The organism is Rhizobium sp. SVR5-9E, from assembly GCF_056755095.1.
In genome coordinates this window covers 1-24,344 of record NZ_JBNDHS010000090.1, presented here as the reverse complement: position 1 = coordinate 24,344, position 24,344 = coordinate 1, and the positions used below count along the sequence as shown (strand labels likewise).

The window sequence follows — 24,344 nt, the reverse complement described above, 5'->3', positions numbered from 1 at the left end:
ATATCGACCATGTGCAGATCACCGCCGCCGAGATCGTCGACGTCGGCACGCGCGGCAAATTCTACGACGCGACCGGCGCGCTGCGCGACATGATCCCCAACCACCTGTTCCAGCTTCTTGCGATGATCGCCATGGAGCCGCCGAACGGTTTCGACGCCGAGGAGATCCGCAACGAGAAGAGCAAGGTGCTGAAGGCGCTGCGCATCTTTACGCCCGAGGAAGCCGAGGCGCATGCGGTGCGCGGCGCCTATGGGGCGGGCACGCTCAATGGCACCGATCTTCCGGCCTTCCGGGACACGAAGGACGTGGCTCCCGACAGCCGGACGGAGACCTTCGTCGCGCTGAAGCTCTACGCCGACACATGGCGCTGGGCTGGCGTTCCCTTCTATCTCAGGACCGGCAAGGCGCTGACGGCACGCGATACCGAGATCGTCGTCCAGTTCCACCCGGTGCCCTTCACGCAGTTCCGTGAAACGGACGTGCGGTATAACCTTCCGCCGAACCGGCTGATCATCCAGGTGCAGCCCGACGAGGGCATGAGCATAGAGATCTCCATCAAGTCGCCGGGACTTTCCGTCGAAACGGTGCCGGTGTCGCTCGACTTCCGCTATGCCGACAAGTTCGACATCGGCAAGATGACCGGCTACGAGTCGCTCCTCTACGACCTCTTCATCGGCGACCAGACACTGTTCCAGCGCGCCGACGGCATCGAAGCCGGCTGGGCGGCCGTACAGCCCTTTCTCGACATCTGGGCGAAGGACAGCAAGACGCCAGAGCTCTACGCGCCGGGCAGCACGGGACCAACTTGCGCCAATGAACTCATCGAGCGCGACGGCCGGAAATGGCACGCGATCGGCGAGGCAACGAAAAAAGACGGGCAGTAAGCGGCTATCAGCCTCATCAATCCTGTCTCATCTCCTTGATGAGGTCGACGAAGGCGCGCAGCTTTGCCGGAATATGACGGCGGCCGGGATAATAGAGGCAGAGGCCCGGATAGGGCGGAGTCCAGTCCGCCAGAACCTGAACGAGGCGGTCCGCGGCAACGTCGTCCGCGACCTGCCATTCGTTGAGATATGCAAGGCCTGCCCCCTCCCGCGCCGCCCGCAGCATCAGGTCGCTTTCGTCCAATGTCAGCGACCCCGGAACATCCATGGTGAAGGCTTCGCCGCGTTTTTCGAATTCCCAGCGATAGAGAGAGCCGCTTGCCATGCGGGCGCGGATGCAGCGGTGGGACTGCAGGTCGGCGGGGACAAGCGGCGTGCCCTTTTCCTCAAAATAGCCGGGCGAGCCGACGATTGCCGGGCGGATGAAGCGGCTGACGGGGACCGAGATCATGTCCGGCGGCACGGATTCCAGGATGCGCAAGCCGGCATCGAAGCCCTGGGCGTTGATATCGACCAGCGCACCCTCGGTGACGATCTCCACCTGCATGCGCGGATAGCGCCGCAGATATTCGAACGCGAGCGGAGAGAGAATCATGCGCGCGGCGCCGATGGAGGTGTTGAGGCGCAGCGTTCCGGACGGTTCCAATCGGTGCTCGTCGGTGAGGTCGATGGCGTTGCGGATAGCCGCGAGCGCCGGCGTGACTTCCGCCACGAATTGCTCGCCGGCCGAGGACAGCGTGACGCTGCGGGTCGTGCGATTGAAGAGGCGCACGCCGAGCCGGGCTTCGAGGGCTGCGACCTGCTGGCTGAGCGCCGAGGAGGAAATGCTGAGTTCGCGGGCTGCCGCCCGGAAGCCGCCGCGCGCCGCGACCGCCACTACCGCTTCCAGCTCCGCCAGCGTGCCTCGCATCATTGTCCGCAAACCCTTATCAGCCTGTCCGATATTGGCCAGCTTATCAGAGCAATCGGCCGATGCCAGATAGGGCGTATCGCACAAAGGAGAAAAGCGATGCGCAATATTACTGAGATCTATATCGACGGTGCTTTCGTGACGCCGTACGGCGAGGAAATTGCCGACCTCTTCAACCCCTCCACCGAAGAGAAGATCGGCACCGTTCGCTTTGGCGACCGCGAGGACGCCCGCGCGGCGATCGCCGCCGCCAAGCGCGCCTTTCCGGCCTTTTCGCGCACAAGCAAGGCGGAGCGGATCGACATGCTGAAGCGGCTGAGCGTTGCCGTGTCCGCCCGCGCCGAGGAGATGACCGCGGCGATGGCGGAGGAATACGGCGCGCCGCAATATTTCACCGGCTTTGCCGTACCGCATGCCGCCTCGACCTTCCTGAGCATGGCCGAAACGCTGGAGAATTACGATTTCACGCGGAAGATCGGCCACGCCGACGTGACGATGCAGCCGCTCGGCGTCGCCGCCGCGATCACGCCATGGAACAGCAACTACGGCTTCATCTGCTCCAAACTTGCGACCGCGCTGGCGGCGGGTTCGACGGTGGTCATCAAGCCTAGCGAAATGAGCGCCATCCAGACGCAGCTGATCACCGAATGCCTGCATGAGGCCGACCTGCCGAAGGGCGTGTTCAATATCGTCAACGGCCGCGGCGATGTGGTGGGTGCCGAGTTCAGCGCGCATCCCGATATCGCCAAGGTGAGCTTCACCGGCTCGACTGATGTCGGCAAGCAGATCCTGCGAGCGGGCGCCGAGACGCTGAAGCGCGTAACGCTGGAGCTCGGCGGCAAGGGGCCGAACATCATTCTGGAAGACGCCGACCTCAATACCGCCATCCCGGCGGTGCTGATGGCGGGGCTTGCCAATAGCGGCCAGGCCTGCATCGCCGGAACGCGCATCCTTGTACCGGAAAGCAGGCTTGCGGACATCCTGCCGCGGCTCAAAGCTGGCATCGAAGCGGTCAAGACCGGCGATCCGAGGGATCCCGAAGTCCGCGTCGGGCCGATGGTGAGCCAGAAACAATATGATCGGGTACAGTCCTTTATCCGGCTCGGCCAGGAGGAAGGTGCGCAGATCCTGACCGGCGGCACGGGCCGCCCGGAGGGCATCGAGCGCGGCTGGTTCGTCCGCCCGACGGTCTTTGTCAACGTCGACAACAGCATGCGGATCGCCCGCGAGGAAATCTTCGGGCCGGTGCTTTCCGTCATCGCCTACAAGGACGAAGCGGACGCGATCCGCATTGCCAACGACACCAGCTATGGCCTGCAGGCCTATATCCATGGGAGCGACCTCGACCATGCCAAGCGGGTCGCCGAGCGGATGGAATCGGGCCGCGTGGTGATCAACGGCGCACCGCATGAGCCGCTTGCCCCCTTCGGCGGCTTCAAGCAGTCCGGCGTCGGCCGTGAGTTCGGCGTCTCCGGGCTGGAGGCATTTCTCGAGCCGCGGGCTATTCTCTCTTGAGCGCAAATGGCGTCACCGCCCGCGTTAACGCGGGCGGTCGGGATTTAGAGGCCCAGGCAGCGACCTTAGTTGCTCTGATCCGGGCAGGCCGCGTTGACCGAACCGTCGCCGCGGCTGCGCATGCCTTCGCGCCGCGGAGCGCAGGGTGCCTGCCAGGTGGACGGGCGACTGATGGCGATGCTGCCGGTCTCGATCGGATCGAGGGGGATTTCGAAGCCTCCCTGCTGCGCATCATATTCCGGCGACGTGCCGGGCGGCGGACTGCCATCGAAACGGCCGTTCGGATCGATGCCCATGCTGGACTGGGCCAGGGCCGGGGCTGCAATGGACAGAAGCACTATGGATGTCACTGAAATGAGCCTGCGCATGATCATGATCCTTCCGGTGCGATGATCGCGGCAGAAACAGCAGAAGCGATGCTTTTGTTCCGCCCTTCCAGCAGGCAAATTCGGCGATTGGAAACCAAGCTGCTTACGGCTTTAGGGCGCCAATCAAACCAATCGGATAAAGTGCCAGCCTCGAAGCCGAAAGTTGCGCCGGATTGAACCACCTTGCGACGGCAGCGACGCCGTCCATGAAGCGGATTTCCTCCCGCTCGTAAAGCGATGGTTCGAGCAGTTCGATCGGCGCAACGAAGATGATCTCATGGCCGGTCATGCCCTCATGCTCATAGAGATTCTCGATTGCCTGCCAGGCGCCCAGGATCCGGATATCTGTCTGCAGTTCCTCTCCGAATTCGCGGTGCAGCGCCTGCTCACGCGTCTCGCCGAACTCGATGGCGCCACCGAGCGGACGCACGCCCTTGACGGTGCCGTCGTCACGTTCGATCTCTGCGGCCAGCAATTCCTCGCCGCGCCAGGCAAGACCAAGCACCTTCACCCTGATACGTTTGTCAGGACGCCATACCGGCATGAAACCCTCCCTGAAACGAAAACGGACGGCGCAGGGCCGTCCGTTGCGTGAAATCCGGATGTGATCAGACGAACTGGCTGAGACCGGGGACCGAAGCGACGACCTGGTCGACGACGTCTTCGCCGGCATATTGCTTGGCGACCGCGATGGTTTCCTTGGCAAGCGCGGTGATTTCGCCCATGCCGAGGCCCTGGCTCATCAGCTGCTGGCCAAGGCCCATGATGCCGCCGCCGCCGAGCGCACCCATCAAGCCCCCAAGCAGGCCGCCACCGCCCGCACCTTCGCCGTTGAACTTCGCGACGAGATCAGCGGCGCCTGGGATTGCCTCGATCATCTGTGCGACCGGGCCGTCCTCCGCCTCGCGCTGCAGGAAGCCGAGCATCATGCCCACCGACTTCTCTGCCAGATCGGGGGCAATGCCTACGCGATCGGCGATCTGGGTCACAACTTCATTCATCGTCAGCCTCCTGTCATTTGACGTTAACGTCAGCGTTATTCGAGTTTCTTCCCTGACTCAAGGCATGCCTGCAGTTGTCGCCATGCCTCTCCCTGCTTATAACAGACAGACGATGGCAAAATGAATGCGGCGGACCATGATTGCCGCATTTGAACGCAAGCGGCGCATCGGCCGGAGGGAGAACTGCTTCATGCTCGAGGACGGCAAGATTTTCATCGGCGCCAGCCGCAATCCTGACGACAGCATCAACAAACCGGAATATCTCGACCTCAGGTTCGGTAACCGCCATGGACTGGTGACCGGCGCGACCGGCACGGGCAAGACGGTGACGCTGCAGGTGCTGGCGGAGGGTTTTTCCCGGGCCGGCGTTCCGGTCTTCTGCGCCGACATCAAGGGCGACCTTTCCGGTATCGCCGAGAAGGGCGAGCCGAAGGATTTTCTCACCAAGCGCGCCGAGCAGATCGGCTTTACCGACTACGAATTCGACCAGTTCCCGGTCATCTTCTGGGACCTCTTCGGCGAGAAGGGGCACCGGGTCCGCACCACGATTGCCGAGATGGGGCCGCTGCTGCTCGCCCGCCTGATGGATGCTTCCGAGCCGCAGGAGGGCGTCATCAACATCGCCTTCAAGATCGCCGACAAGGCAGGCCTGCCGCTGCTCGATCTCAAGGACTTTTCCTCGCTCCTGAACTACATGGGCGAGAATGCGAGTGAGCTTTCGAGCCAGTTCGGCCTGATTTCCAAGGCTTCGATCGGCTCGATCCAACGCGCGCTGCTCGTCCTCGAACAGCAGGGGGCCGAACAATTCTTCGGCGAACCGGCGCTAAAAATCACCGACATCATGCGCACCAGCAACAACGGCCACGGGCAGATTTCGGTGCTTGCGGCCGACAAGCTGATGATGAATCCCAGGCTTTACGCCACCTTCCTGCTGTGGCTCTTGTCGGAACTTTTCGAAGAGCTGCCGGAAGTCGGCGACCCCGACAAGCCGAAGCTCGTCTTCTTCTTCGACGAGGCGCATCTGCTGTTCAACGACGCGCCGAAGGTGCTGACCGAGCGCGTGGAGCAGGTCGTGCGGTTGATCCGCTCCAAGGGCGTGGGCGTCTATTTCGTCACGCAGAACCCGCTCGACGTGCCGGAAACCGTGCTCGCCCAGCTCGGCAACCGCGTGCAGCATGCGCTTCGTGCCTATTCGCCGCGCGAGCAGAAGGCCGTGAAGACTGCCGCCGACACCTTCCGCCCCAACCCTGCCTTCGATTGCGCCACCGTGATCACCAATCTCGGCACCGGCGAAGCGCTGGTTTCGACGTTGGAGGCCAAGGGGGCGCCGTCGATCGTCGAGCGCACGCTGATCCGCCCGCCGTCCGGCCGCGTCGGCCCGGTAACGGATGCCGAGCGCCAGCAGATCATGGACAAGAGCCCCGTGCTCGGCCTTTATGACGAGGATGTCGATCGCGAATCCGCTTTCGAGATCCTCGCCGCCCGCGCCAAGAAGGCGGCCGAATCCGAAGCCGCTCAGCGCGCGCAGCAAGAGGCCGCGAGGCAGCAGCCGACCGAGGCCGGCACGACCTCCGGCTGGACGCTGCCGGGCTTTGGCGGCGACAGCGGCGACGACCGGGCGGGCCGCGGCCAAGCCCGCGGGCGCTCCTCCGGCTACCAGCGCGAGACCGTCGTGGAAGCGGCGATGAAGAGCGTGGCGCGAACGGTGGCGACCCAGGTCGGCCGGGCGCTGGTGCGCGGGATTTTGGGGAGCCTGAAGCGGTAGGAGGGGAACGCATGATGTGTGAGGGTACCCCCCTCTGCCCTACCGGGCATCTCCCCCACAAGGGGGGAGATCACAATTGGCGGGCTCCCCGGGCATCATCGACCGATACGACAGTAGGGATCTTGCAGAATAGCTGAGCGAGCGAGTGCTCCATCCAATCTCCCCCCTTGTGGAGGAGATGCCCGGCAGGGCAGAGGGGGGTGCGCCACGCCACACAGCGCCCCCTCACCGCTTGCGCACAAACTCCGTGCGCAGCACCAAGCCCTTGATCGTATCGTGGCGGCAGTCGATCTCTTCGGGATTGTCCGTCAGGCGGATCGAGCGGATGACCGTGCCCTGTTTCAGGGTCTGGCCGGCACCCTTGACCTTCAGATCCTTGATGAGAGTGACGGAATCGCCGTCCTTCAGGACGTTTCCGGAAGCATCGCGCACCTCGGCGGCGGCCGTCGCGGCCGCGGCGATTTCCGACGACGGGCGCCATTCGCCCGTCCCTTCGTCATAGACATAATCGTCGTCATCGCCCACCATCGGCGTCTCTCCTGAAAATCAGCATCTGTCGGATCGGCGCTTATAGCAGCCGGCAGCATCGGGCAAGGTCGGGTGGCAAGGTCGGCAGTGCGCGGTTGCTCGGCACCGTCCGGTTGCATTCGCCTGGCCGCGATGGTATTTCAGCACCATGCTCTAAGAGAAAGGAGGGTCGCGTGCATAATTTCTATTTCCGGTTCTACCGGCAGCGTGGCCCCGTCAACGCCCTGCAAATGCGTTTGCAGGGCTGACCAGAGACCGTTTCTCACAAAGCCTCTCTTCCTGGTCTGCCCTTCGTGGCCTGCAGCGCCGAGCTTATTGCTCGAGCGTCTGCGATTATCACTCGCCGCTGACGCATCGCATCGATGATGGCCGAGAGCCCTCGATGGATGATCGCCCGGTCAAGACCAGAGAAAAATCATGACTCTCCTCAATATCCGCAACCTCGGCATCACCCTGTCGAGCCCGCTGTTTTCCAAGCTCAACCTCGTCGTCAATGCCGGCGACCGGATCGGTCTTGTTGCCGCCAACGGCCGCGGGAAATCGACGCTGTTCCGCTGCATCGCCGGCACGCTCGACGCGACGGAAGGCGAGATCACCAGGGCGCGCGGGCTGACGGTCGGCTATGTCGAGCAGAACGTGCCGCCTCCCCTTTTCGGCCGGAGCTTTTACGACGCCGTTCTCGATGCGCTGCCCGCCGAGCAGGCCGAAAGCGAGAGCTGGCGTGTCGACGTGGTGCTGGAATCGCTGGAGGTACCGGAAGAACTGCGCCGGCGCCCGCTTTCGGCGCTCAGCGGCGGGTGGCAGCGGCTGGCCATGCTTGCCCGCGTCTGGGTGACGGAGCCGGACCTGCTGATGCTCGACGAACCGACCAACCATCTCGATCTCGGCAAGATCGCGCGGCTGGAAGACTGGCTGAACGCCCTGCCCCGCGATGTGCCGGTGATCCTCGCCAGCCACGACCGCGCCTTTCTCGATGCGGTGACGAACCGCACGCTTTTCCTGCGGCCGGAGCAATCACAGGTCTTCGCCCTGCCCTACAGCCGGGCACGGCTTGCGGTCGACGAGATCGATGCCGCAGACGCGCGGCGCTACGAGCGCGACATGAAGACGGCCGAGCAGTTGCGCAAGCAGGCGGCGAAGCTCAACAATATCGGCATCAACTCCGGCAGCGACCTGCTGGTGGTGAAAACCAAGCAGTTGAAGCAGCGGGCGGAGAAGCTCGAGGATGCGGCAAAACCGGCGCATCTCGAGCGCTCCGCAGGGGCGATCCGGCTCGCCAATCGCGGCACCCATGCCAAGGTGCTGGTGACACTCGAGGATGCGGCCGTGCAGACGCCGGACGGCACGCTGCTTTTCAGGACAGGCAAGCAATTCATCTGCCAGGGAGACCGGATCGTGCTCCTCGGCGAAAACGGCGCCGGCAAGACGCGGCTGATCGCGATGCTGCGCAAGGCGATCGAAAACCCGGCGATAGCCGAGGACGGCATCAAGGCGACGCCCTCGCTCGTACTCGGCTATGGCGACCAAGCGCTTGGCGATCTCCGCGATGCCGATACGCCGATGGCGACGATCATCCGGCGCTTCGACGTCGGCGATCAGCGAGCGCGTTCGCTGCTTGCTGGGGCCGGCATGTCGATCGAGATGCAGGGCCGTCCCGTCGGCCAGCTTTCAGGCGGGCAGAAAGCGCGGCTCGGAATGCTGGTGCTGAGACTCTCCAACCCGAACTTCTATCTGCTCGACGAGCCCACCAACCATCTCGACATCGACGGGCAGGAAGCGCTCGAAGGCGAGTTGATGGCGCATCAGGCAAGCTGCCTGCTTGTTTCCCACGACCGCAGCTTCGTCAGGGCGGTCGGCAACCGCTTCTGGCAGATCGAGAGGCGGCGACTGGTGGAGGTGGAGAGCCCGGAAGCGTTCTTTGCCTCGGCGGCGGGGGTGCGGTGAGTTGTGGCAACGCGTGTGCCGCCCGCAGGAAACGGCCGGCGGCCCACGCTCTCCGCAAGTGGGAGGAAAGTCCGCTTCCGACCCAAAGCCGCCATTTTGCGGAGACATTTACCGTAACGTACTTGTTGGCTTCTAAGCGTGGTGATCTACTACTGCCGAAACATATCAAACTCGGCATAGGATGAACCATGAACCTACACCGGGCTCTCCTAGCATCCGTCGCAATGATTGCGACGTTCGCCTCGGCGCAAGAATACAAGTATCAAACTCCCATCGCGCCTGGGGTTGCCACGCCGGATAGGGTCGAGACATCCATCGGTAGCTTGATCCTCAGGGATGGCTATCCGGATGCGCAAACGGTCCAGAAGATTTACGACAATCTGGATGCCTCACGGGCGTTGCAAGCCTATCTGCTTGCGCTGCCGATGGTGAACCAGGCAGGCATGCGCGATGCCCTTCGCAAGTTCGGTCCCGACAATGAGACGGACGTTATTCTGGAAAACCTCGCCGACTCCAGGACAGTCCAACTCACGCCGAACGACGACACGATTTACAACTGGATATGGCTCGACACGCACAAAGGCCCCCTGGTTCTGGAAGCACCCCCCAGGTTCTCGGCATCATCAACGACTTCTGGGACAAATGGTCTGCCGACGTCGGCATCACCGGCGCGGACAAGGGCAAGGGCGGCATGTACCTCGTGGTGCCGCCTGGCTATTCCGGCGAAATACCGTCTGGATACTTCGTTGTTCGGCCTGCGACCTATGGAAGCTGGCTGATCCTCAGAGGCTATCTCGTCGACGGCTCCACCAAACCCGCAGTCGAAACAATCAAGAAGAACCTCAAGATTTATCAGCTTTCGGAGGCCTCGAACCCGCCGCCAATGAAGTTCGTGAACGTCTCGGGCGTTCCGGCCAACTTTGTGTTTCCAACGGACTACTCGTTCTGGACGCTGCTGAACCAGGTCATTCAGGAAGAGCCGAGCACCGGAAGTGATCCGACAACTCTCGGTCTTTTTGCCTCTATCGGCATCATCAAAGGCAAGCCTTTCAATCCCGATGCGCGGATGCGAAAAATCCTTGAAGACGCCGCCAATGTCGGTGCGGTCACGGCGCGGACGATCACCTACAAAATCCGCAGTCCTGAAGCCTACTACTATCCGAACAGCGCGTGGCGGCTGCCCTATCTCGGCGGCTACAAGTTCGAAGTCTCCTCCGGCGTCAGCAATCTCGACGGTGCCATCAACTTCTTCTACCTCGCCGCCGGTGTTACGCCCGCGATGGAAGCGAAGATGGTGGGCCAAGGCTCGCAATACCCTTGGATCGTCCAGGACTCGCAGGGTGACCCATTCGACGGCGCGAAGACATACAAGCTGCATCTCCCGCCCAATATTCCAGCGAGGGATTTTTGGTCAATCATCCTCTATGACAATCAGACACGCGGGATGCTGCAAACCGATCAGCCGTTCCCGAGCGTCAGCAGCCACAACAAGGAACTGAAGCCGAACGCGGACGGTTCCATTGACGTCTATTTCGCGCCGAAAGCTCCCGCCGGTTTTGAGAACAATTGGGTACAGACAATTCCCGGTAAGGGCTGGTTTGCGATCCTTCGTCTTTACGGTCCGCTGGAAGCCTGGTTCGACAAGACCTGGCGGCCGGGCGAGATCGAGAGGCAGGGTTAGCGCCGGAACGCGCTATGTCGGTACCGGCGTGCTTGGGCAGGTTCGCTTTCGGCGCGTTCCGAAAGCGAATAGCCCGAAGCGCGAACAGCCACGCCGTTCGCAGGAAACCGTCGCGGCCCGCGCCTTCCGCAAGTCGGAGGAAAGTCCGCTTCCGACCCGAAGCGGAGATGCGAGCCTAGTGATACGTTATGAATGGATCGAATATCCCTTCCAGGAAGGGCCGGAGAACTCCCTGCGAGAATTCGCGCGGAATACGATGTCCGCATTCGAACACGCGGAGATTGACTGGAACTCCAGCGTCGGACAGGGCTTCGGAGAATATCTCGGCCTGGGCAACTGGAGCACGGTCGTCGTGCCGTCCATGCAAAAGTAAAGTTTCCGACCGAATGTTATGCGCATGGTGTAAGGCCGAGCGAGCCAGAAAGGCCTCATCCGACAAGCCTGCTTCATTCTCGATTGCTCTTCGCAGGCCCCCCGAACTGCTTCTAAAAGCTGCTTTAAGATCATAGACGCCGCTTGATAGAACGACTGCTCGCAGATTGGAAACTTGAGCAGCTACCATTGCCGAGGCAACGGCTCCCCTGCTGTTGCCATAAAGAACGATACGGTCAGGATCGATAGACGGCTGCTCCTTTAGGAAGGACAGAGCGGCCATGATCGCCTGCTGCGTGCGTGGGCCGCAGAAGTCGGCAGGGCCGTCTGAAGCGCCGAAGCCAGGCTGTGAGACTGCTGCCGCCGTGATATTCAAGCGAGACGAGAACCGAAGCAACGCCCCATTATCGACGACCTCTCTCGCGCCTAGAAGAAGGCCGCCCTGATTGCCGTGGACAAACAGTATCGCTCCCGCAGGCGTGGCACTGGAGGCCTGAGCTTGAAAAAGCTCGACAGCAGCTCCATCACCTCGTTCAATCAGATGTCGCGTCACCGTCGGCATAACCGCCACCAAGTTCTGTTTGCCGACGGCACGATAGGCAGCCCTAAGAGCTTGTCAATGTCCACACATGGCGCAATGCGGACACGGTGCCATGACTGCTTCCGGCCCTAAACGGTCATTCCCGAATCCAACGATAAAGGCCAGGAACCGCCACCTGCTATTACATATCAGCGTTGCATAATAAGTGGTATGCGTTTGCCTAAAATAAGATCATAAGGCGCGTAGCTTATGCACATGAGGGTCTTTATTGTGGATTGGGTCCCTATAGTCTTCGTTACGTTCAAGGTTCTCGCGTTAGGCACAGCCATGTTCTTCGCCATCAAGTGGCATTACGATCAAGGGGACAAGGGGGAGAGGCGAGCGGTGCTACGCACGGGCGGCAAGATGGCCGCAGTCTTCGTACTAGTGCTCCTAGGCGTGGGGCTCGTCACCTTTGTCCTTAGCAGGATGCTCGGTTTGGACTTGAGCTTCCCATGATGGCATCATTAATGTACCTAGCCCCGCAGGGGCTCCTGGAGGGCCGACGACACCTTCCATGTCATTACTCGGTCTCTAATAACATGGATTCTGGCTCCTCCCGTGGGCAAGCTTCTCCTGTGATCGGGAGGGTTTCAGATGGCGGGGTTTCAGTTCGCGCACATGAATTTCAGCCGGAAGGAAGACAAGGGAGCCGCACGAGCGACCTGAAGCTAACGTCTCCTGTTGGCGCAAAGGCGACATCGACAGATGACCGCTATCGGCTCATTCCGGAAGTCAGCGATCCTCCGCCGCTGGCCCAACGCGGACATGGAATGTCCGGACTGCTACCGGTTTTGAAGCACGCCAATGAGAGCCTTTCCGTCGGTGAAATAGGGATCACCGCCTCCGTTGCGGCCGTCTTTTGTCGCTCCGATGCCATCAATCTCATAGCTCGACAAAAGTTGTCCGGCCTTGAGAAGATCGCTGATCATCAGGTTTCGCTCGGCGTCGACATTCGGGCCGATATGATGCGTGATTTGACCGGTATCGTGGCTGAAGCCGACACCCCGATCAAAACTCGCCGAGCCTAGCCAGTGCGGGCGGTGATTTGGGCCGATTTGTTCGGTCAGCCAGAAACGAACATGGTTGCGTTCGTCGGCGCTTCTGCCCACAGGCTTTTCGAAAGCCAGATCCTGTTTTCTGCCCTCGAAAAGCAGTGGGCTAACTGGTGCATCGAGATCAGGCCGATCAAGCACCACGCTCAACCCAATATCGATCGACGTGCGCAAGGTAATTTTATCGGCTGGATCCCATCCAGCAGCCGCGAACGCCCGGGTCACTTCTTCCTTCGAACCGACAAGACCGACATTGATGGGGTCGCCGGGAATACCCTGCTCCGTGGTCGTGACCATGTTGCCAACTTTAACAACTCGGTCAGCATCGTGAAAAATCCAAATCTCGGGGATGACGAAATAGGCAAGCAGCAAATAGGTGAACAGCACGGCAATCAAGGCGCTCATCGCCATGTGAGTTTTCGTGCGATGACGCATTGGAATTCGCCCACCCCAAACATTGCCAAGAAGGATCATACGCCGAACATGCGGCGGAGACATCCAGAATTTGCCTCGGCAGAAACTGCCACCGATAGCTTCTGGCGCGACGCAGCTGAGGCTATCGTCGGCTGTCGGCCTAAGCTGCCGTTCGGCGATGTCGGCGCGAATGACCGCTTGGCGCCCCCACATTTGTCATAAAGGCCGTTATCGCGCGCGCCTGAAAGCATTTTCGCGGCGGCGCCAGTTGCACTGTACGCCGGAAGGAGACATGCAGTGGCCGGATCGGCTATGTCATTCCATCATTTAGCTGGTTCGCCGTTTCAGATCTTCTTTTGTAACGCGGATTTCTGCCTCTACGTCCTTGCCACGATAAATGTAAGAAGTCTCATGGCGTGCATATTTCCCTTCTCGGTCGGCACTTAGCCAGTTGAACGACCCCACGCAGAGAAGGTCATCATCCACGGCGACAATTTTGCTATGAAGCTTCTCAAGACGGTGCAGCGTGACACCAATCTGTTTCAACGCCCCAGCAGCTTCGTCCATTTGATTGGTGCCGCTCGGTGTCAGGTTCGCGTTCAGCAAAGGGTCGGCGTAGATGTCGATTTTAGCGCTCCGGGTAGTAGCCAGCTCCAGGGCCTTCAATATGCCTGTGCGCTCCATCGTGCGCAGTTTGATCCAAGGGCTGACGATCAGGTAGCGCCGCGCATCGGCAGACAAGACATTCAATAGAAACGCGTCGTGTTCTGCAGCGTCTCGCAGGATTTGCAACTGTCCTTGACTCTCCTGCAAATCGGCGCGTGGCGTCGGCTGGAAACCTAGCTCCAGACCGGGTTGGTCGAGGAAGCTCGACAACAATGCACGCGGCGAACCAGGTATCGCATTCGCAAGCACATCCATGTCTCCGAACAGCAGAAAGCTGTCTTTGGCGCGCGACACGGTTACGTTCAACATGCTGGGAGAGCCGTCGATGAAACCGCCGTCGGCATGTTTGGAATAGACCGGAGAGAAAATCACCACTGGACGCTCAGCACCTTGCAGTGCGTGGACGGTTCCGATTGTTATGCCCGTTCGCCCCGAGACAGTGATCTTGTGCGCGGAGCAAGCTCTCCGTATCTCGCGGACCTGCGCTCCAAAAGGGGTAACAATGCCAACGATTTGCTCTACCGGGCGATTGTATCGCGCCTCCAAAGACCTGCGGTTTTCAACAATCCAAGCCACGATTGTTTGAGCTTCAGTGGGGTTTGATCGGCTATTGCTCGCGCGGACCGCCTTTCCGTCGACATGAAAGTATCCCATCGCCGGCAAAAACGCATCGCTTGGCGCGGGCCCACGACGGGGGCGAAGCTTGCCCTTGTAACAAAGGGCGTTGCTGTACTCTATTATCTCGTCATGGCAACGGCGGTGCTCAAACAACCACAGGCCCGGCTCCAGGTCCGCCCAAGGCGAAACCTGACAGGCCCGTTGAGCCAGCCGCATCGCACTGCCTGACGTGCTGCAAAGACCCGTGGCGTCAAGGTTTTGAATGTCTGCATCCGCCTCGAGCAAACCAGCCTCGCGTAAATTCCCAACGTCGACGGCGCGGGGCACGGCTGAGATCGGCTCTATCTGCTTGGTGTCGCCGATGACCAGGGCGCGTTTTGCCAAAGCGAAGGCAGCGCCTGCAACCTCGGGCAAGGCTTGACCCGCCTCGTCGAGGATCAGCAGATCGATGAAGTCGTAAAGATACTCATTGGCCCATTCGCCTCCGTCTCGGCGGCTGTAAGAGAGCTTTGAAGGCAGGCTGGCGAAAGTCGACACTGCACATGGTGTCAGCATCATGCGCCGATGCCAGCGCGGAACCAGCGTCGATCGACCTCGTTTGGCGGCAGAGGCGACAATTCCTGCCAGATCGGCCTCCATCGCCATCAGCCAGCGGCCTTCCCAATAATGAGTGGCCAATCGGAAAAGCTCGAAACGTTGGCATAGATCGATGCGATCTTCCAATCTGTCCTCCAGCCCATCCCCTCCGTCGAGTGAAATCAGTGCCTGTTTTCGAGCAGATTGGGCAGCACCGATTTCGGTCATCAACTTCCTGATGCCGCTTAATGCCCCCTTTGCCGAAGCGTACTCGGTTTCAGCCCTTAGAACCGTCTGAGCTAGGTGTTGATCGATCTCAGAGATGCGCTGCAGGCCATCGAGCCCGGAAAGTCCCCCCAGCGTTACGCGCGCCCTAAGAACGCGCTTGCGTTCAATGGCGGGGATAAAACTGAACAACGCCAAAAGGCTGGATTCTTGGGCCTGTTGGCGATCGAACACCGCACGGTGGCGTTGCATACTTTCGACTACAAGGCCTTGCTCGCTGACACTTGTCTGAGCACGTGCTTCAGCCGCTGCCGGGTCGCCTCCAAGCGCCTGCGCTTTGCCCATCGCGATAGATTGTTGTTCGAGGCTGCGGTCAGCCTCTTCAAGTTTTGCCACCTGATAGGCAATGGCTCCCTGAATTGCCGAGACATATTCGGCTACGTCCCCCTGACTGTCAGGAAATGCGGCTCGGGCGGAGGTTAGCCATGCATCTTTGGCTGCCAGAAAACCGTCGACGGTTTCCATCCGGGTTTGGAAGTCCTCGGTTTGATACTTTTCTACTGCTTCTTGCCGTCGAGAATTTGCCGGCAGAAATATGCCAAAGCTGTCGATACCCGGTAGCCAACGCCCAGCGAGCGGCCCGTCGCCCTTGGCGAAATCCTTGCCAAAAGCGTCGATAATGTTCGTAACAGCTTGATTGTTTGACGACGTAGCCACTATCACAGGCGGCTCCCCGCCATTCAGCGCTGCGCGAACCCAAAGTCCTGCCACAGCAGACAGAAGGAGGGTCGTCTTACCCGTCCCCGGCGGACCATTGACTGCGATGACATCGCCCGGCACTGCAGCGTCCAGCCAGGCCAGAACCTGCCGCTGCTGCTCAGCCAAGGGGAAGTGGGGATTGGAATGGCCTAGACGGCGGGCAAGTGCTGTCTCGACTTTCGTGTCGGTGACCAATCGCTCGACTGGTGAGACGATTTTGTTGAGAAGCGGCGCCTTCGGACGATCGGCTAGGATTTTGTCGTATAGATTCAAGATGTTGCGCACTGTCGCCGAGGCGTCTTCTGCCGGCTCTAAAAGACCAAAGCCGGCTGGAACGTAATGTTGATCTCCGGCGGGCCAGCCTTTCGCCACGGCGTCCACCCTTTTTGCGGCAATGCGCGAGGTAGGTTGCCCAATCCAAACGGTCGCCCGGTTGCAATGGTTCTGCAGTCAGAAAGCTGTCCAGAGCTTCTACAGCGCCGATAGTGAATTCGTCGGAAGGTAACGGCGTCAGCAAGTCTCGCGCAATGGTGTTGCGTTGCGGCGAGATCGTTCCCTGGAAGTCGACCAGCGCTTCGGTAACGACGGGTGCGACCAGTTCGGGAAGCCCATCTCCGCTCACCGCACCATGTGATAACCGCCTTGCTACCACCAGAGGCCAAAACCGAACACCGACAACCTTCGTCTGTGGCTGGTCTTTGAACAGTTGGCTGACTGAGTTTTTCGGTAGTAGGCCATTCCGAAGGGTCTCGGCAGAGAGTTCGATAAACCGTTGGCGATCCCGCTGGCTAAACTTGCCCTCTCCCAAAGCTCCATCAGCCAAGGAAGTGCGCCAATAGCGCAGGACGGCGTCGATGTTTCGATTCACAAGTCTGGCCTTTGATACAAGTCTGGCCTTTGATAAAGGGGGACGATTGAAATTGAACGATCCAGCTCCTGATCGTCTACCCACATACCGGCAAGCTGTCTATGCCCTCGAAACGGGTGCAGATGGCCTGCCTAACATCAAAGATTGACAGCCTTCGCGCCGATGTCGGCGCCCAATCTGTATGTCCGCTTCGGGCCGACTCCACGGCACGAGCGCAAATGTCCGTTTTTCGTGCTGGGTGTCCTGGGACCGGACAGGCAGAAATCGGCCCCGAAGCGGTCACTCATCGACTCGATGCCAACGTCTTCTATTGGCGCAAAGCGCCGCTCTCGCTAGCGCCCGGCCTCGCGAAGCCTCTTCAGAACGACTTCGGCGCGGCGCTCAGCAGGTTCAGCTTGCCGCCGTTGATCGTGTAAAGGCTAAGCTTGCGTTCGACACTGCCTGCGGGGCTGAGCCGGAAAAGCCCCGTCACGCCGCGAAAGCCGGTCTTCATCGTCAGGTTCTCCGCCGAAAGGCCCATCGGGCCCTTCACGCGGATGATGCCGGCGGCGATCGCCACGGAATCATAGCCATAGGCCGCGTCCGTCGACAGCGTGCGGTTATAGTGGCGCTTGTAGCGATCGGCGATCAGGCTTGCATCATCGGGTTCGACCATGGCGATCATGGCGCCCGCGACGGCGGGATCGCCATAGGCCTGCGACGGCCAGGCGCTGGTGCCGACGAGAACGAGGTTCGTCTGGCCGCTTGCCTTGATCGCACCGGCGATGGTGGGCACGATGACGCTCTTGCCGAGGACGACGACCGTATCGGCCTGCTGCAATTGAGCCTTCGATTTCTGCACCGCATCGGCGGCGGCCGCATCGCTGAGATCGTAGCGGGCGATCCCAACATAAACGCCCTTTCCTGCGCGGATCGCATCCGCGAGACGCGTCTCATAGGCGGGCGAAAAATCCCTCGGGGCGAACACCATCACCTTCTTATGGCCGCCCGCTGAAGCCGCACGGATGCCTTCGAGCGCGCTGTCGAGTTCATCCGAGGCGAAGTTGTAGACGTTGCCGGCGGTTGCCGGAACGTCATCGCCAAGGTTGACGAGCGGCGGGCGCTCACCGGAGGGCATGGCGGCAATCGCCGACGTAACCGCGGGCGAAGCGTAGCTGATAAGCAGCACCGAATTGCGCGCCTTGGCGGCGCTGACGGCGGCCGGCACCGCGCCTGGACCGCCCGAAACATCGACGACCTTGACGAAGACCTGGCCGTTGCCGAGCTCGCCGACGCCGAGTGCGGCCCCGTCACGCGCGTCGCGGGCGGCGCCCTCGTAAACGCCGCTTGCAGCCTTCGGCAGCAGCAGCGTGATCTCCGCGCCGGTTTCACCGAAGGATTCTTCCACCTTGCTTGATGGCGGCTTCATGTCGGTATTCTTGACAGCATTCAGGCCGTCCGAACCCGACTGGCAGCCTGCAAGCAGGCCGGCGACGAGAAAAAGTGAGAGCGGCAGCAAACGAGCCGCGCGCCGGCGCTTCGACGCGGCCGCGAGAACCACGTCCGAGGGCTTGCCGCGTAAACCATACGCGGGTCCGGTCTTCAGCTTCAAATGCGGCGTCACTGCTTCCCCCGAATGCGGCATGCCGGCCTTGGCGGCCCGTTAGAAGGCGTTCATTTCTGCACCGGGGGCGGGCGAAAATCAAACCCTCCCCCCAAACTTGGTTGACGGCAAAACTAAAGTTTTATCCGTCTTTGAGTGGAATATTTGTACTTAGTTTATCCATGCTTCCAAACGGCATCTTTATAGATCTTCGGTACATTTCTCTCGAACAGGGAGAATTAAAACCCGATGAAGCGCAGAACAAAACTAAAAATACTTAGTGCTTTTACTTTTGCATCCTTCGCATCACTGCCTTTGGCGTCACCTTCACTCGCACAGATGCCGGTTCCGCAAATAAGCGCCGCGTCATATACGCCGATACTTTCCGCCAATACTGCTAATATGCTCGCACAAGCGACGAGCATGGCGGGTGTTTTCAATCTGATCAGGACAGCCGCCAGCGACGTTTCGAGCTCTGTCCAAGCGATTAATCTTGCCTCAGTGGCGCAATTGCGACAGGTAGACAACGCGTCCTTCACGACCGCCTCCATCAAGCCGGTCATGCCGCCCAAGGCGACCTCTCCGAACGAAGCCGTTTTCGGCTCCGTCACCATTCCGTTCAAGCGGCTTGCTGCGGTCAAGCGTCTGGCACCTTCGCTCGCCGAAATGGAAAGCGGCGCAGCCATCAAGTGCGGCAAGAATGGCTGTTCGAATGCCACCGGGGTTATAAAGGCGGCACTCGACCAGACGGCGCAGGCTTCGATCCGCGACAAGCTGAATGCGGTGAACGTCGCGGTCAACCACTCGATCCGCTACCGCCGGGATAGCGACATCTATCAGGTGGCCGACTACTGGGCGACGCCTTCCGAGACCCTTTCTCGTCAGCAAGGCGATTGCGAGGATTTCGCGATCCTGAAGATGGCAGCGCTTCGCGCCGAGGGCGTCGACAACAAGGACATGTCGATCGTCGTGCTCTTCGACCAGAAGCGCCACTTCTACCATGCCGTCCTTTCGGTCGCGGTCAACGGCAACTACTTCATTCTCGACAACATGCGCGACCAGGTGCTGCCCGACAGCCGCCTTCCCGACTACCAGCCGCTCTTTTCGATTGCCGCCGGCAAGGGATATCTCCACGGACTGCGCGCCGGCACCAAGCAGGTTGCCTCCAGCATGCCGCTGGAAAAGGTCGCACCGGGCGAAGGCGCGGCATACTGAAACGCGTGAAAGCGTATGACGATAAAGGCGGCTGCAGGATGCGGCCGCTTTTCCGTTTTAAGGCATCAGTAGCGCGAGATGTAGCCGATCAGCATCGACTTCTCGTGGGTCGGAGCCAGCGCGAGATTGATCTGGCCGCGCATCGCCTGGGTGCCGATGCCGATGCTGAAGCCGGTGTTCAGCGTCTTGCCGCGGTTCAGGTTCAGCGTGGTGATCGCTTCCTCGATCTGCGTATCGATGGAAAAGCGCAGGCCCTTGGTGAGCTGTGCCGTGTCGCCTGAAGGCAGGCGCTGGCGCAGCATCGAGAGGAACGGATCGTTGAAGTACTGGATCTTCTTTTCCCGCGTGAGCAGGATCGTCGGCGACGGCGAGGCCTGAATGATGGCGTTCAGGTTCGCCATCGAGGCAATATCCTCGACAGTGTCGAGGCGGCGCAGCGCCCATTTGAGGCTGAGAACGCGCAGCAGCGAGGCAAGATTGCCGGATTCCGGCAGCTGCGAGGCCGTATAATGCACCAGATCAGCGGTGCTCATCTTACCGGCGGAGGACATACGGCCGAGGCCATCCCAATAGATACGCTCCAGGCGGATGCCGCGGCGCTCGCCTCCCCGGCCGGCGACAGCGCGAAAGCGGGGCTCGATTTCCTCGGCGCCGATGATCGGCAGCGACTCGTCGGCCGGCTCGGCAGTCGTCAGATCGCTCGCACGCGGCTTGGAAATCAGCATCTCACCGCTCCGTCAGCGCTTCTGAACGCGCCTTGTTGATTGGCTTCAGCAGGTAGCTGAGGACCGTCTTGTTGCCGGTCATGATTTCCACGGAGGCGACCATGCCCGGAATGATCGGATAGGGTTTTCCGTTGCGTTCCAGCTCCGATTTGTCCGTCTTCACCTGGACCAGGTAATAGGTCTCGCCTTTTTCCTTCTCCACTAGGCTGTCGGCCGAGACGTTTTCGACGATACCTTCAAGCCCGCCGAAGATCGAGAAATCGTAAGCCGTGACCTTGACCACCGCCGGCTGGCCGCGGCGGACGAAAGCGACGTCGCGAGGCGATATCTTCGCTTCGATCAGCAGCGTATCGGCGGTCGGCACGATGCCGGCAATGACGCGGCCGGGATCCACATAGGCACCGATCGTGTTCACTTCCAGCGTGTTGACGATGCCATCGACCGGCGAGCGGATATCGGTGCGCTTGACGCGATCGGAGGCGCCGCGGATGGTCTCATCGACCACGGAAAGCTCGGCAAGCGCCGTCGCCTTGTCGGTCAGCGCCTGCTGACGCAGCTCAAGCGCCAGATCGCCGAGCTGCAGCTTCGCCTCCTGCACGGCGGCTTCCAGACGATCGATGCTTTCCTGATAAACCTTGAGCTGGCCCTGCTGATCCGTCAGGTCGCGTTCGACCTTTAGAATTTCAGTCTGCGCCACCAGCTTCTTCTGGGCCAGCGGGCTGATAAGGTCGTACTGGCGTTGCGCACCTGTAATGTTGTCCTGCAGGCGGGCGATATTGGCATGCGCTTCGTTGAGTTCGTTCTCGCGCTGTTTGACGCGCTCCTGGAGAACGCCGAGCTTGTTTTGATAGCTCGCTCGATCGGCGGCAAAGAGGCTCGTTTCGTTGCTGCAGACATCCTTGGCGACGGCCAGAATGTCCGGCGGGCAAACATAGGGCGCGTCGTACTGGCCGGCCTCTTCGAGTTTCAGCCTTGCGACCTTGGCGCCGAGCGCGCGCGCCTTGGCGACAGATTCCCCGAGCGTCGATGTCGTGGTCGTATTGTCGAGCTGCACCAGCAGCTGACCCTTGCGGACGACCTGGCCGAGTGTCACCGCAATCTGCTGGACGACGCCGGGTTCCGACGACTGGATGATCTGGGTCTTTGAAACGGGAATGACCTTGCCTTCGCCCCGGGCGATCTCGTCAATGCTGGCAATCGCCGCCCAGCCGACGAAGCTTGCAATCAGCAGCGCGCAAAGCGCCAGGATGGCGCGGGCGAAAAGCGGCGGATGGTCGAGACGATTGGCCCTCATTGCTGCCCCGCCGGTCTGCGCTGCATGGCCTCGATCACGGCCTGCTTCGGGCCGTCGGCGATGATGCGGCCCTTGTCGATGACGATCAGACGGTCGACGAGCTCGAGCATGCTGTGGCGATGGGTGGCGATCAGAAGCGTCGTCTCGGGGCCGAACGCGCCGGACAGCTTGGAAATCAGGTGCCGTTCGGTGGCAAGGTCCATCGCCCCGGAGGGCTCATCCAGGAAGACTATCTTCGGCTTGGTCAACAGCAGCCGGGCGATCGTCAACGCCTGTTTCTGGCCGCTCGACAGGTTGGTGCCGCGCTCGCCGACGGGCATATCGAAGCCGCGCGGATGGTTGGACACGAACTCGTCGACGCCGGTCATGCGGGCGACCTCCAGAATTTCCTCGTCCGTCGCATCGGCGCGGCCGATCAAGAGGTTTTCCTTCACGGTGCCGGAAAACAGATCGGAGGACTGGCCCGCAACGGCAACGGCCGAGCGCACCTCAGCCATATGGTATTGCCGGATATCGACGCCATCGATCAGCACGCGACCGCTTGCCGGAGCAAAGAGGCCATCGAGCAGGCGGCCGAGCGTCGTCTTGCCCGAGCCGATGCGGCCGATGATGCCGATCTTCTCACCCGGACGGACATTGACGGACAGGCCGTTGATCACCGGATAGTCAGAGCCCGGATACTGGAACGAGACGTTCTGGAAGCTGAAGCTGCCCTGCTGGATCTGGCGATTGACGAAACCGACCGTCGAAGGCCGGTCGTCGGGCTGCTCCATGATCTTGTCGAGGATGCGCAGCGACATGGTCGCCTGGCGGAAACGCGCGAGCGTCATGGCGATCTGGCCAAGCGGCGCGCCGGCGCGGCCTGCCAGCATCACGGTCGCGACGATGGCGCCCATGGCGATGCGGCCGGCAGCAAATTCATAGGTGCCCGCAATCACGATCAGGACACTCACCATCTGCTGGATGAACGTTGTCATGTTGATGGCGTTCGTCGAGATATGCTTGATGTCCTCGCTGGTGCGGCTCGAATATTTGGTGAGCTCCTGCCAACGGCGCAGCATAGCCGCCTCGGCGCGAAGGCTCTTCAGCGTCTCGATGGTAGAGATGGTTTCGATGAGCAGAGACTGCCGGCGCGAGGCTTCGTTTGCGGCTGTCGCCATGCGCTTGCCAATCTTCGCCTGCGCCCAGAGGCCGATGGCAACGGACAGGACGAAGGCAACTGCCGGAATGACAACCAGCCAGCCGGCAATCAGATAGATAACCGCAAGGAAGATGAAGACGAACAGGCTGTCGATCAGCACGCCGATGGTGTTCGAGGTGAAGAACTCGCGGACGAATTCATACTGCGTGACGCGATTGGCATACTCGCCTGTCGAAAGCGGGCGCGATTCCAGCGTCGAATTCAAAACCTTGTCGAAGATCAGCTGGGAGAGCCGCAGATCCGCCTTGCGGCCGGCATAGTCGATCAGCGACGAGCGGGCCGTCTTCAACAGGAAGTCGAAGAGATAAGCAAGCGTGATGCCCGCCGCGAGAACCCAAAGGGTCGCCTCCGCCTTGTTCGGCAGCACGCGGTCGTAGACATTCATCGTAAAGAGCGGCGAGCCGAGCGCGATGAGATTGATGAAGAGCGCCGACACCATGACGCGAACATAAGTCCGCCAATAAGGAACCAGCGTTGTTGCCAGCCAGTGGCGCTTTTCAATCTCCACGGCGTTGCCGACCAGCGCCTCTTCTGAAGCATTCTGATAGTAAAGCGTGAAGGCAAAGGCCATTTTGGGCTTCAGCGCCGCGAGCTCTTCGGGGGTAAGCTTGATCGATCCGCCGCTCACCGGAACGATATCGGTGACGTAGGCGCCATCTTCCGCCACTTCCAGCAACGGCAGAACGCCGCCATCGGCAAACGAGACGATGGCCGGGCAATCGAAATTGCCCAGGCGGCAGTCGCGTTCCTGATGCCTGATGACCTGAAGGCCGATGCGCTCGGCCATCTGCTCGACGTCGTCAAGCTCCAGCGATTCGGTGACCTCGTCCGGCAGGCCGGAGAAGAGTACCGTGTCTGAGCTTGGCCGGCCATAGAACGCGGCCACGGACTTGAAAGCGGCCTTGAACGTTTGGAGCGGGGTGCCGCTTGAGGTCTCGAGTGCTACGTTCAGCATAGTTCCATGGCCGTATCGACTACTGCTGTCGAATCGGCGCTAGAAGGTCCAACGGCAGGCCGGCTTTCTGATGTGAATCAAGCTCGACGTATCCCGGATCTGCGACGCCCGCGGGGACAACAAACTCTTCCCGCGCATAAGACTGGGCCTGCGCGACCGGCTTCAGCTTCATCGTCTGAAGCAGATTGCCGGAAGCGGCCAGGATTTTGTACTCGGCGAAGACCGACGCGACGCGCGCCGTATCGGCGAGAACCCTGGTGTTGAAATTGGTGTTCTGCGCATCGAGCACGTCGAGCAGCGAACGCTGGCCGACGCTGAACTGCTGCCGGTAGGAGGTGACCAGCTGGGCGTTGGTCGTGGCCTGCTGGCCGAGGATGCCGGCAAGCTTGCCGCGGCTTACGCGCTCATTCCACGCGGAGCGGACGGACTCCCCGACTTCGCGCTGCACCTGCGCCAATGCATAGCGCTGCTCATCGGCGCGGCGGATCTGCTCCTGCTCGCGAGCAACATCGATGCCGCCACGATAGAGGTTCCACCGGGCGACAACTTGCACCTGGTAGTCATTCGTATTGCCGCTGTCGTCGTTGATGTCGTCGCCAAGCCGGGCGGTGCCTTCGAGGTCGACCTTCGGCATGTAATTGGC

The 24,344-nt window shown here is 60.9% G+C and carries 20 protein-coding genes and 1 pseudogene; 7 read left to right on the top strand and 14 right to left on the bottom strand.

What is annotated here, in order from left to right; all coding sequences use genetic code 11:
* A partial coding sequence (locus ACPYOJ_RS27955) for a glucose-6-phosphate dehydrogenase (NADP(+)) (protein WP_481419145.1) occupies positions 1-884 on the top strand: 884 nt, incomplete at its 5' end.
* Between the two features lie 16 nt (positions 885-900).
* On the opposite strand, the gene ACPYOJ_RS27950 is transcribed toward ACPYOJ_RS27955, so the two are convergent.
* Positions 901-1,794: a LysR family transcriptional regulator gene (locus tag ACPYOJ_RS27950; protein ID WP_481419148.1), complete on the bottom strand. Its 894-nt coding sequence runs from the start codon at positions 1,792-1,794 to the stop codon at positions 901-903.
* 99 nt (positions 1,795-1,893) lie between these two features.
* On the opposite strand from ACPYOJ_RS27950, the gene ACPYOJ_RS27945 reads away from it, so the two are divergent.
* The gene (locus tag ACPYOJ_RS27945) at positions 1,894-3,309 is read left to right on the top strand and encodes an aldehyde dehydrogenase family protein (protein WP_481419144.1); all 1,416 of its coding nucleotides are present in this window, start codon (positions 1,894-1,896) and stop codon (positions 3,307-3,309) included.
* A gap of 65 nt (positions 3,310-3,374) precedes the next feature.
* Here ACPYOJ_RS27945 and ACPYOJ_RS27940 read toward each other — a convergent pair whose 3' ends face one another.
* The 3 genes from ACPYOJ_RS27940 to ACPYOJ_RS27930 all read right to left on the bottom strand — a co-directional run bounded on the left by ACPYOJ_RS27940 (position 3,375) and on the right by ACPYOJ_RS27930 (position 4,678).
* Positions 3,375-3,677: a hypothetical protein gene (locus ACPYOJ_RS27940; RefSeq protein ID WP_481419143.1), complete on the bottom strand. Its 303-nt coding sequence runs from the start codon at positions 3,675-3,677 to the stop codon at positions 3,375-3,377.
* A 103-nt stretch (positions 3,678-3,780) separates the two neighbouring features.
* Positions 3,781-4,221: an NUDIX hydrolase gene (locus ACPYOJ_RS27935; protein WP_481419142.1), complete on the bottom strand. Its 441-nt coding sequence runs from the start codon at positions 4,219-4,221 to the stop codon at positions 3,781-3,783.
* A 64-nt stretch (positions 4,222-4,285) separates the two neighbouring features.
* Complete coding sequence (locus ACPYOJ_RS27930) at positions 4,286-4,678, bottom strand: hypothetical protein (protein WP_168828784.1); 393 nt, start codon at positions 4,676-4,678, stop codon at positions 4,286-4,288.
* Between the two features lie 190 nt (positions 4,679-4,868).
* Between ACPYOJ_RS27930 and ACPYOJ_RS27925 the strand changes: the two genes are divergently transcribed.
* Positions 4,869-6,443 (top strand): helicase HerA-like C-terminal domain-containing protein, encoded by a 1,575-nt coding sequence (locus ACPYOJ_RS27925; protein ID WP_481419147.1) that lies wholly within the window; start codon positions 4,869-4,871, stop codon positions 6,441-6,443.
* Positions 6,444-6,668: 225 nt separating this feature from the next.
* Here ACPYOJ_RS27925 and ACPYOJ_RS27920 read toward each other — a convergent pair whose 3' ends face one another.
* A complete protein-coding gene (locus ACPYOJ_RS27920; RefSeq protein WP_481419141.1) occupies positions 6,669-6,971 on the bottom strand; it encodes an alkylphosphonate utilization protein in 303 nt (100 codons plus the stop codon).
* A gap of 417 nt (positions 6,972-7,388) precedes the next feature.
* Here ACPYOJ_RS27920 and ACPYOJ_RS27915 point away from each other — a divergent pair, with 417 nt between their 5' ends.
* From ACPYOJ_RS27915 to ACPYOJ_RS27905, 3 genes and pseudogenes are all read left to right on the top strand, one after another.
* Positions 7,389-8,915 (top strand): ABC-F family ATP-binding cassette domain-containing protein, encoded by a 1,527-nt coding sequence (locus tag ACPYOJ_RS27915; RefSeq protein ID WP_481419140.1) that lies wholly within the window; start codon positions 7,389-7,391, stop codon positions 8,913-8,915.
* A gap of 188 nt (positions 8,916-9,103) precedes the next feature.
* A pseudogene (locus tag ACPYOJ_RS27910) lies at positions 9,104-9,708 on the top strand (DUF1254 domain-containing protein); the annotation flags it as partial.
* Positions 9,709-9,798: 90 nt separating this feature from the next.
* Positions 9,799-10,596 carry a DUF1214 domain-containing protein gene (locus tag ACPYOJ_RS27905; RefSeq protein ID WP_481419146.1) on the top strand — a complete coding sequence of 266 codons (798 nt, stop codon included), beginning with the start codon at positions 9,799-9,801 and terminating at the stop codon, positions 10,594-10,596.
* Positions 10,597-10,771: 175 nt separating this feature from the next.
* Here ACPYOJ_RS27905 and ACPYOJ_RS27900 read toward each other — a convergent pair whose 3' ends face one another.
* The 5 genes from ACPYOJ_RS27900 to ACPYOJ_RS27880 all read right to left on the bottom strand — a co-directional run bounded on the left by ACPYOJ_RS27900 (position 10,772) and on the right by ACPYOJ_RS27880 (position 18,883).
* A complete protein-coding gene (locus ACPYOJ_RS27900) occupies positions 10,772-11,530 on the bottom strand; it encodes an alpha/beta hydrolase family protein (RefSeq protein WP_481419139.1) in 759 nt (252 codons plus the stop codon).
* An 803-nt stretch (positions 11,531-12,333) separates the two neighbouring features.
* Positions 12,334-13,038, bottom strand: a complete 705-nt coding sequence (locus ACPYOJ_RS27895) for an LssY C-terminal domain-containing protein (protein ID WP_481419138.1) — start codon at positions 13,036-13,038, stop codon at positions 12,334-12,336.
* Between the two features lie 306 nt (positions 13,039-13,344).
* The gene (locus ACPYOJ_RS27890) at positions 13,345-16,233 is read right to left on the bottom strand and encodes an AAA domain-containing protein (protein WP_481419137.1); all 2,889 of its coding nucleotides are present in this window, start codon (positions 16,231-16,233) and stop codon (positions 13,345-13,347) included.
* Between the two features lie 854 nt (positions 16,234-17,087).
* Positions 17,088-18,332, bottom strand: coding sequence for a type 1 periplasmic-binding domain-containing protein (locus ACPYOJ_RS27885; RefSeq protein WP_481419136.1), 1,245 nt, complete (start codon positions 18,330-18,332; stop codon positions 17,088-17,090).
* 218 nt (positions 18,333-18,550) lie between these two features.
* The gene (locus ACPYOJ_RS27880) at positions 18,551-18,883 is read right to left on the bottom strand and encodes a hypothetical protein (RefSeq protein WP_481419135.1); all 333 of its coding nucleotides are present in this window, start codon (positions 18,881-18,883) and stop codon (positions 18,551-18,553) included.
* Here ACPYOJ_RS27880 and ACPYOJ_RS27875 point away from each other — a divergent pair.
* Positions 18,873-19,526 carry a transglutaminase-like cysteine peptidase gene (locus tag ACPYOJ_RS27875; protein ID WP_481419134.1) on the top strand — a complete coding sequence of 218 codons (654 nt, stop codon included), beginning with the start codon at positions 18,873-18,875 and terminating at the stop codon, positions 19,524-19,526. The two genes, ACPYOJ_RS27880 and ACPYOJ_RS27875, sit on opposite strands and share 11 nt — an antisense overlap.
* Positions 19,527-19,591: 65 nt before the next feature.
* Here ACPYOJ_RS27875 and ACPYOJ_RS27870 read toward each other — a convergent pair whose 3' ends face one another.
* The 4 genes from ACPYOJ_RS27870 to ACPYOJ_RS27855 form a co-directional block, all read right to left on the bottom strand.
* A complete protein-coding gene (locus ACPYOJ_RS27870; RefSeq protein WP_168828774.1) occupies positions 19,592-20,251 on the bottom strand; it encodes a ribbon-helix-helix domain-containing protein in 660 nt (219 codons plus the stop codon).
* Between the two features lies 1 nt (position 20,252).
* The gene (locus ACPYOJ_RS27865) at positions 20,253-21,545 is read right to left on the bottom strand and encodes an HlyD family type I secretion periplasmic adaptor subunit (protein WP_481419133.1); all 1,293 of its coding nucleotides are present in this window, start codon (positions 21,543-21,545) and stop codon (positions 20,253-20,255) included.
* Positions 21,542-23,701 carry a type I secretion system permease/ATPase gene (locus ACPYOJ_RS27860; protein ID WP_481419132.1) on the bottom strand — a complete coding sequence of 720 codons (2,160 nt, stop codon included), beginning with the start codon at positions 23,699-23,701 and terminating at the stop codon, positions 21,542-21,544. The genes ACPYOJ_RS27865 and ACPYOJ_RS27860 overlap by 4 nt, the downstream gene beginning before the upstream one ends.
* A 19-nt stretch (positions 23,702-23,720) precedes the next feature.
* The coding region (locus ACPYOJ_RS27855) for a TolC family protein (protein WP_481419131.1) at positions 23,721-24,344 on the bottom strand (624 nt) is incomplete at its 5' end.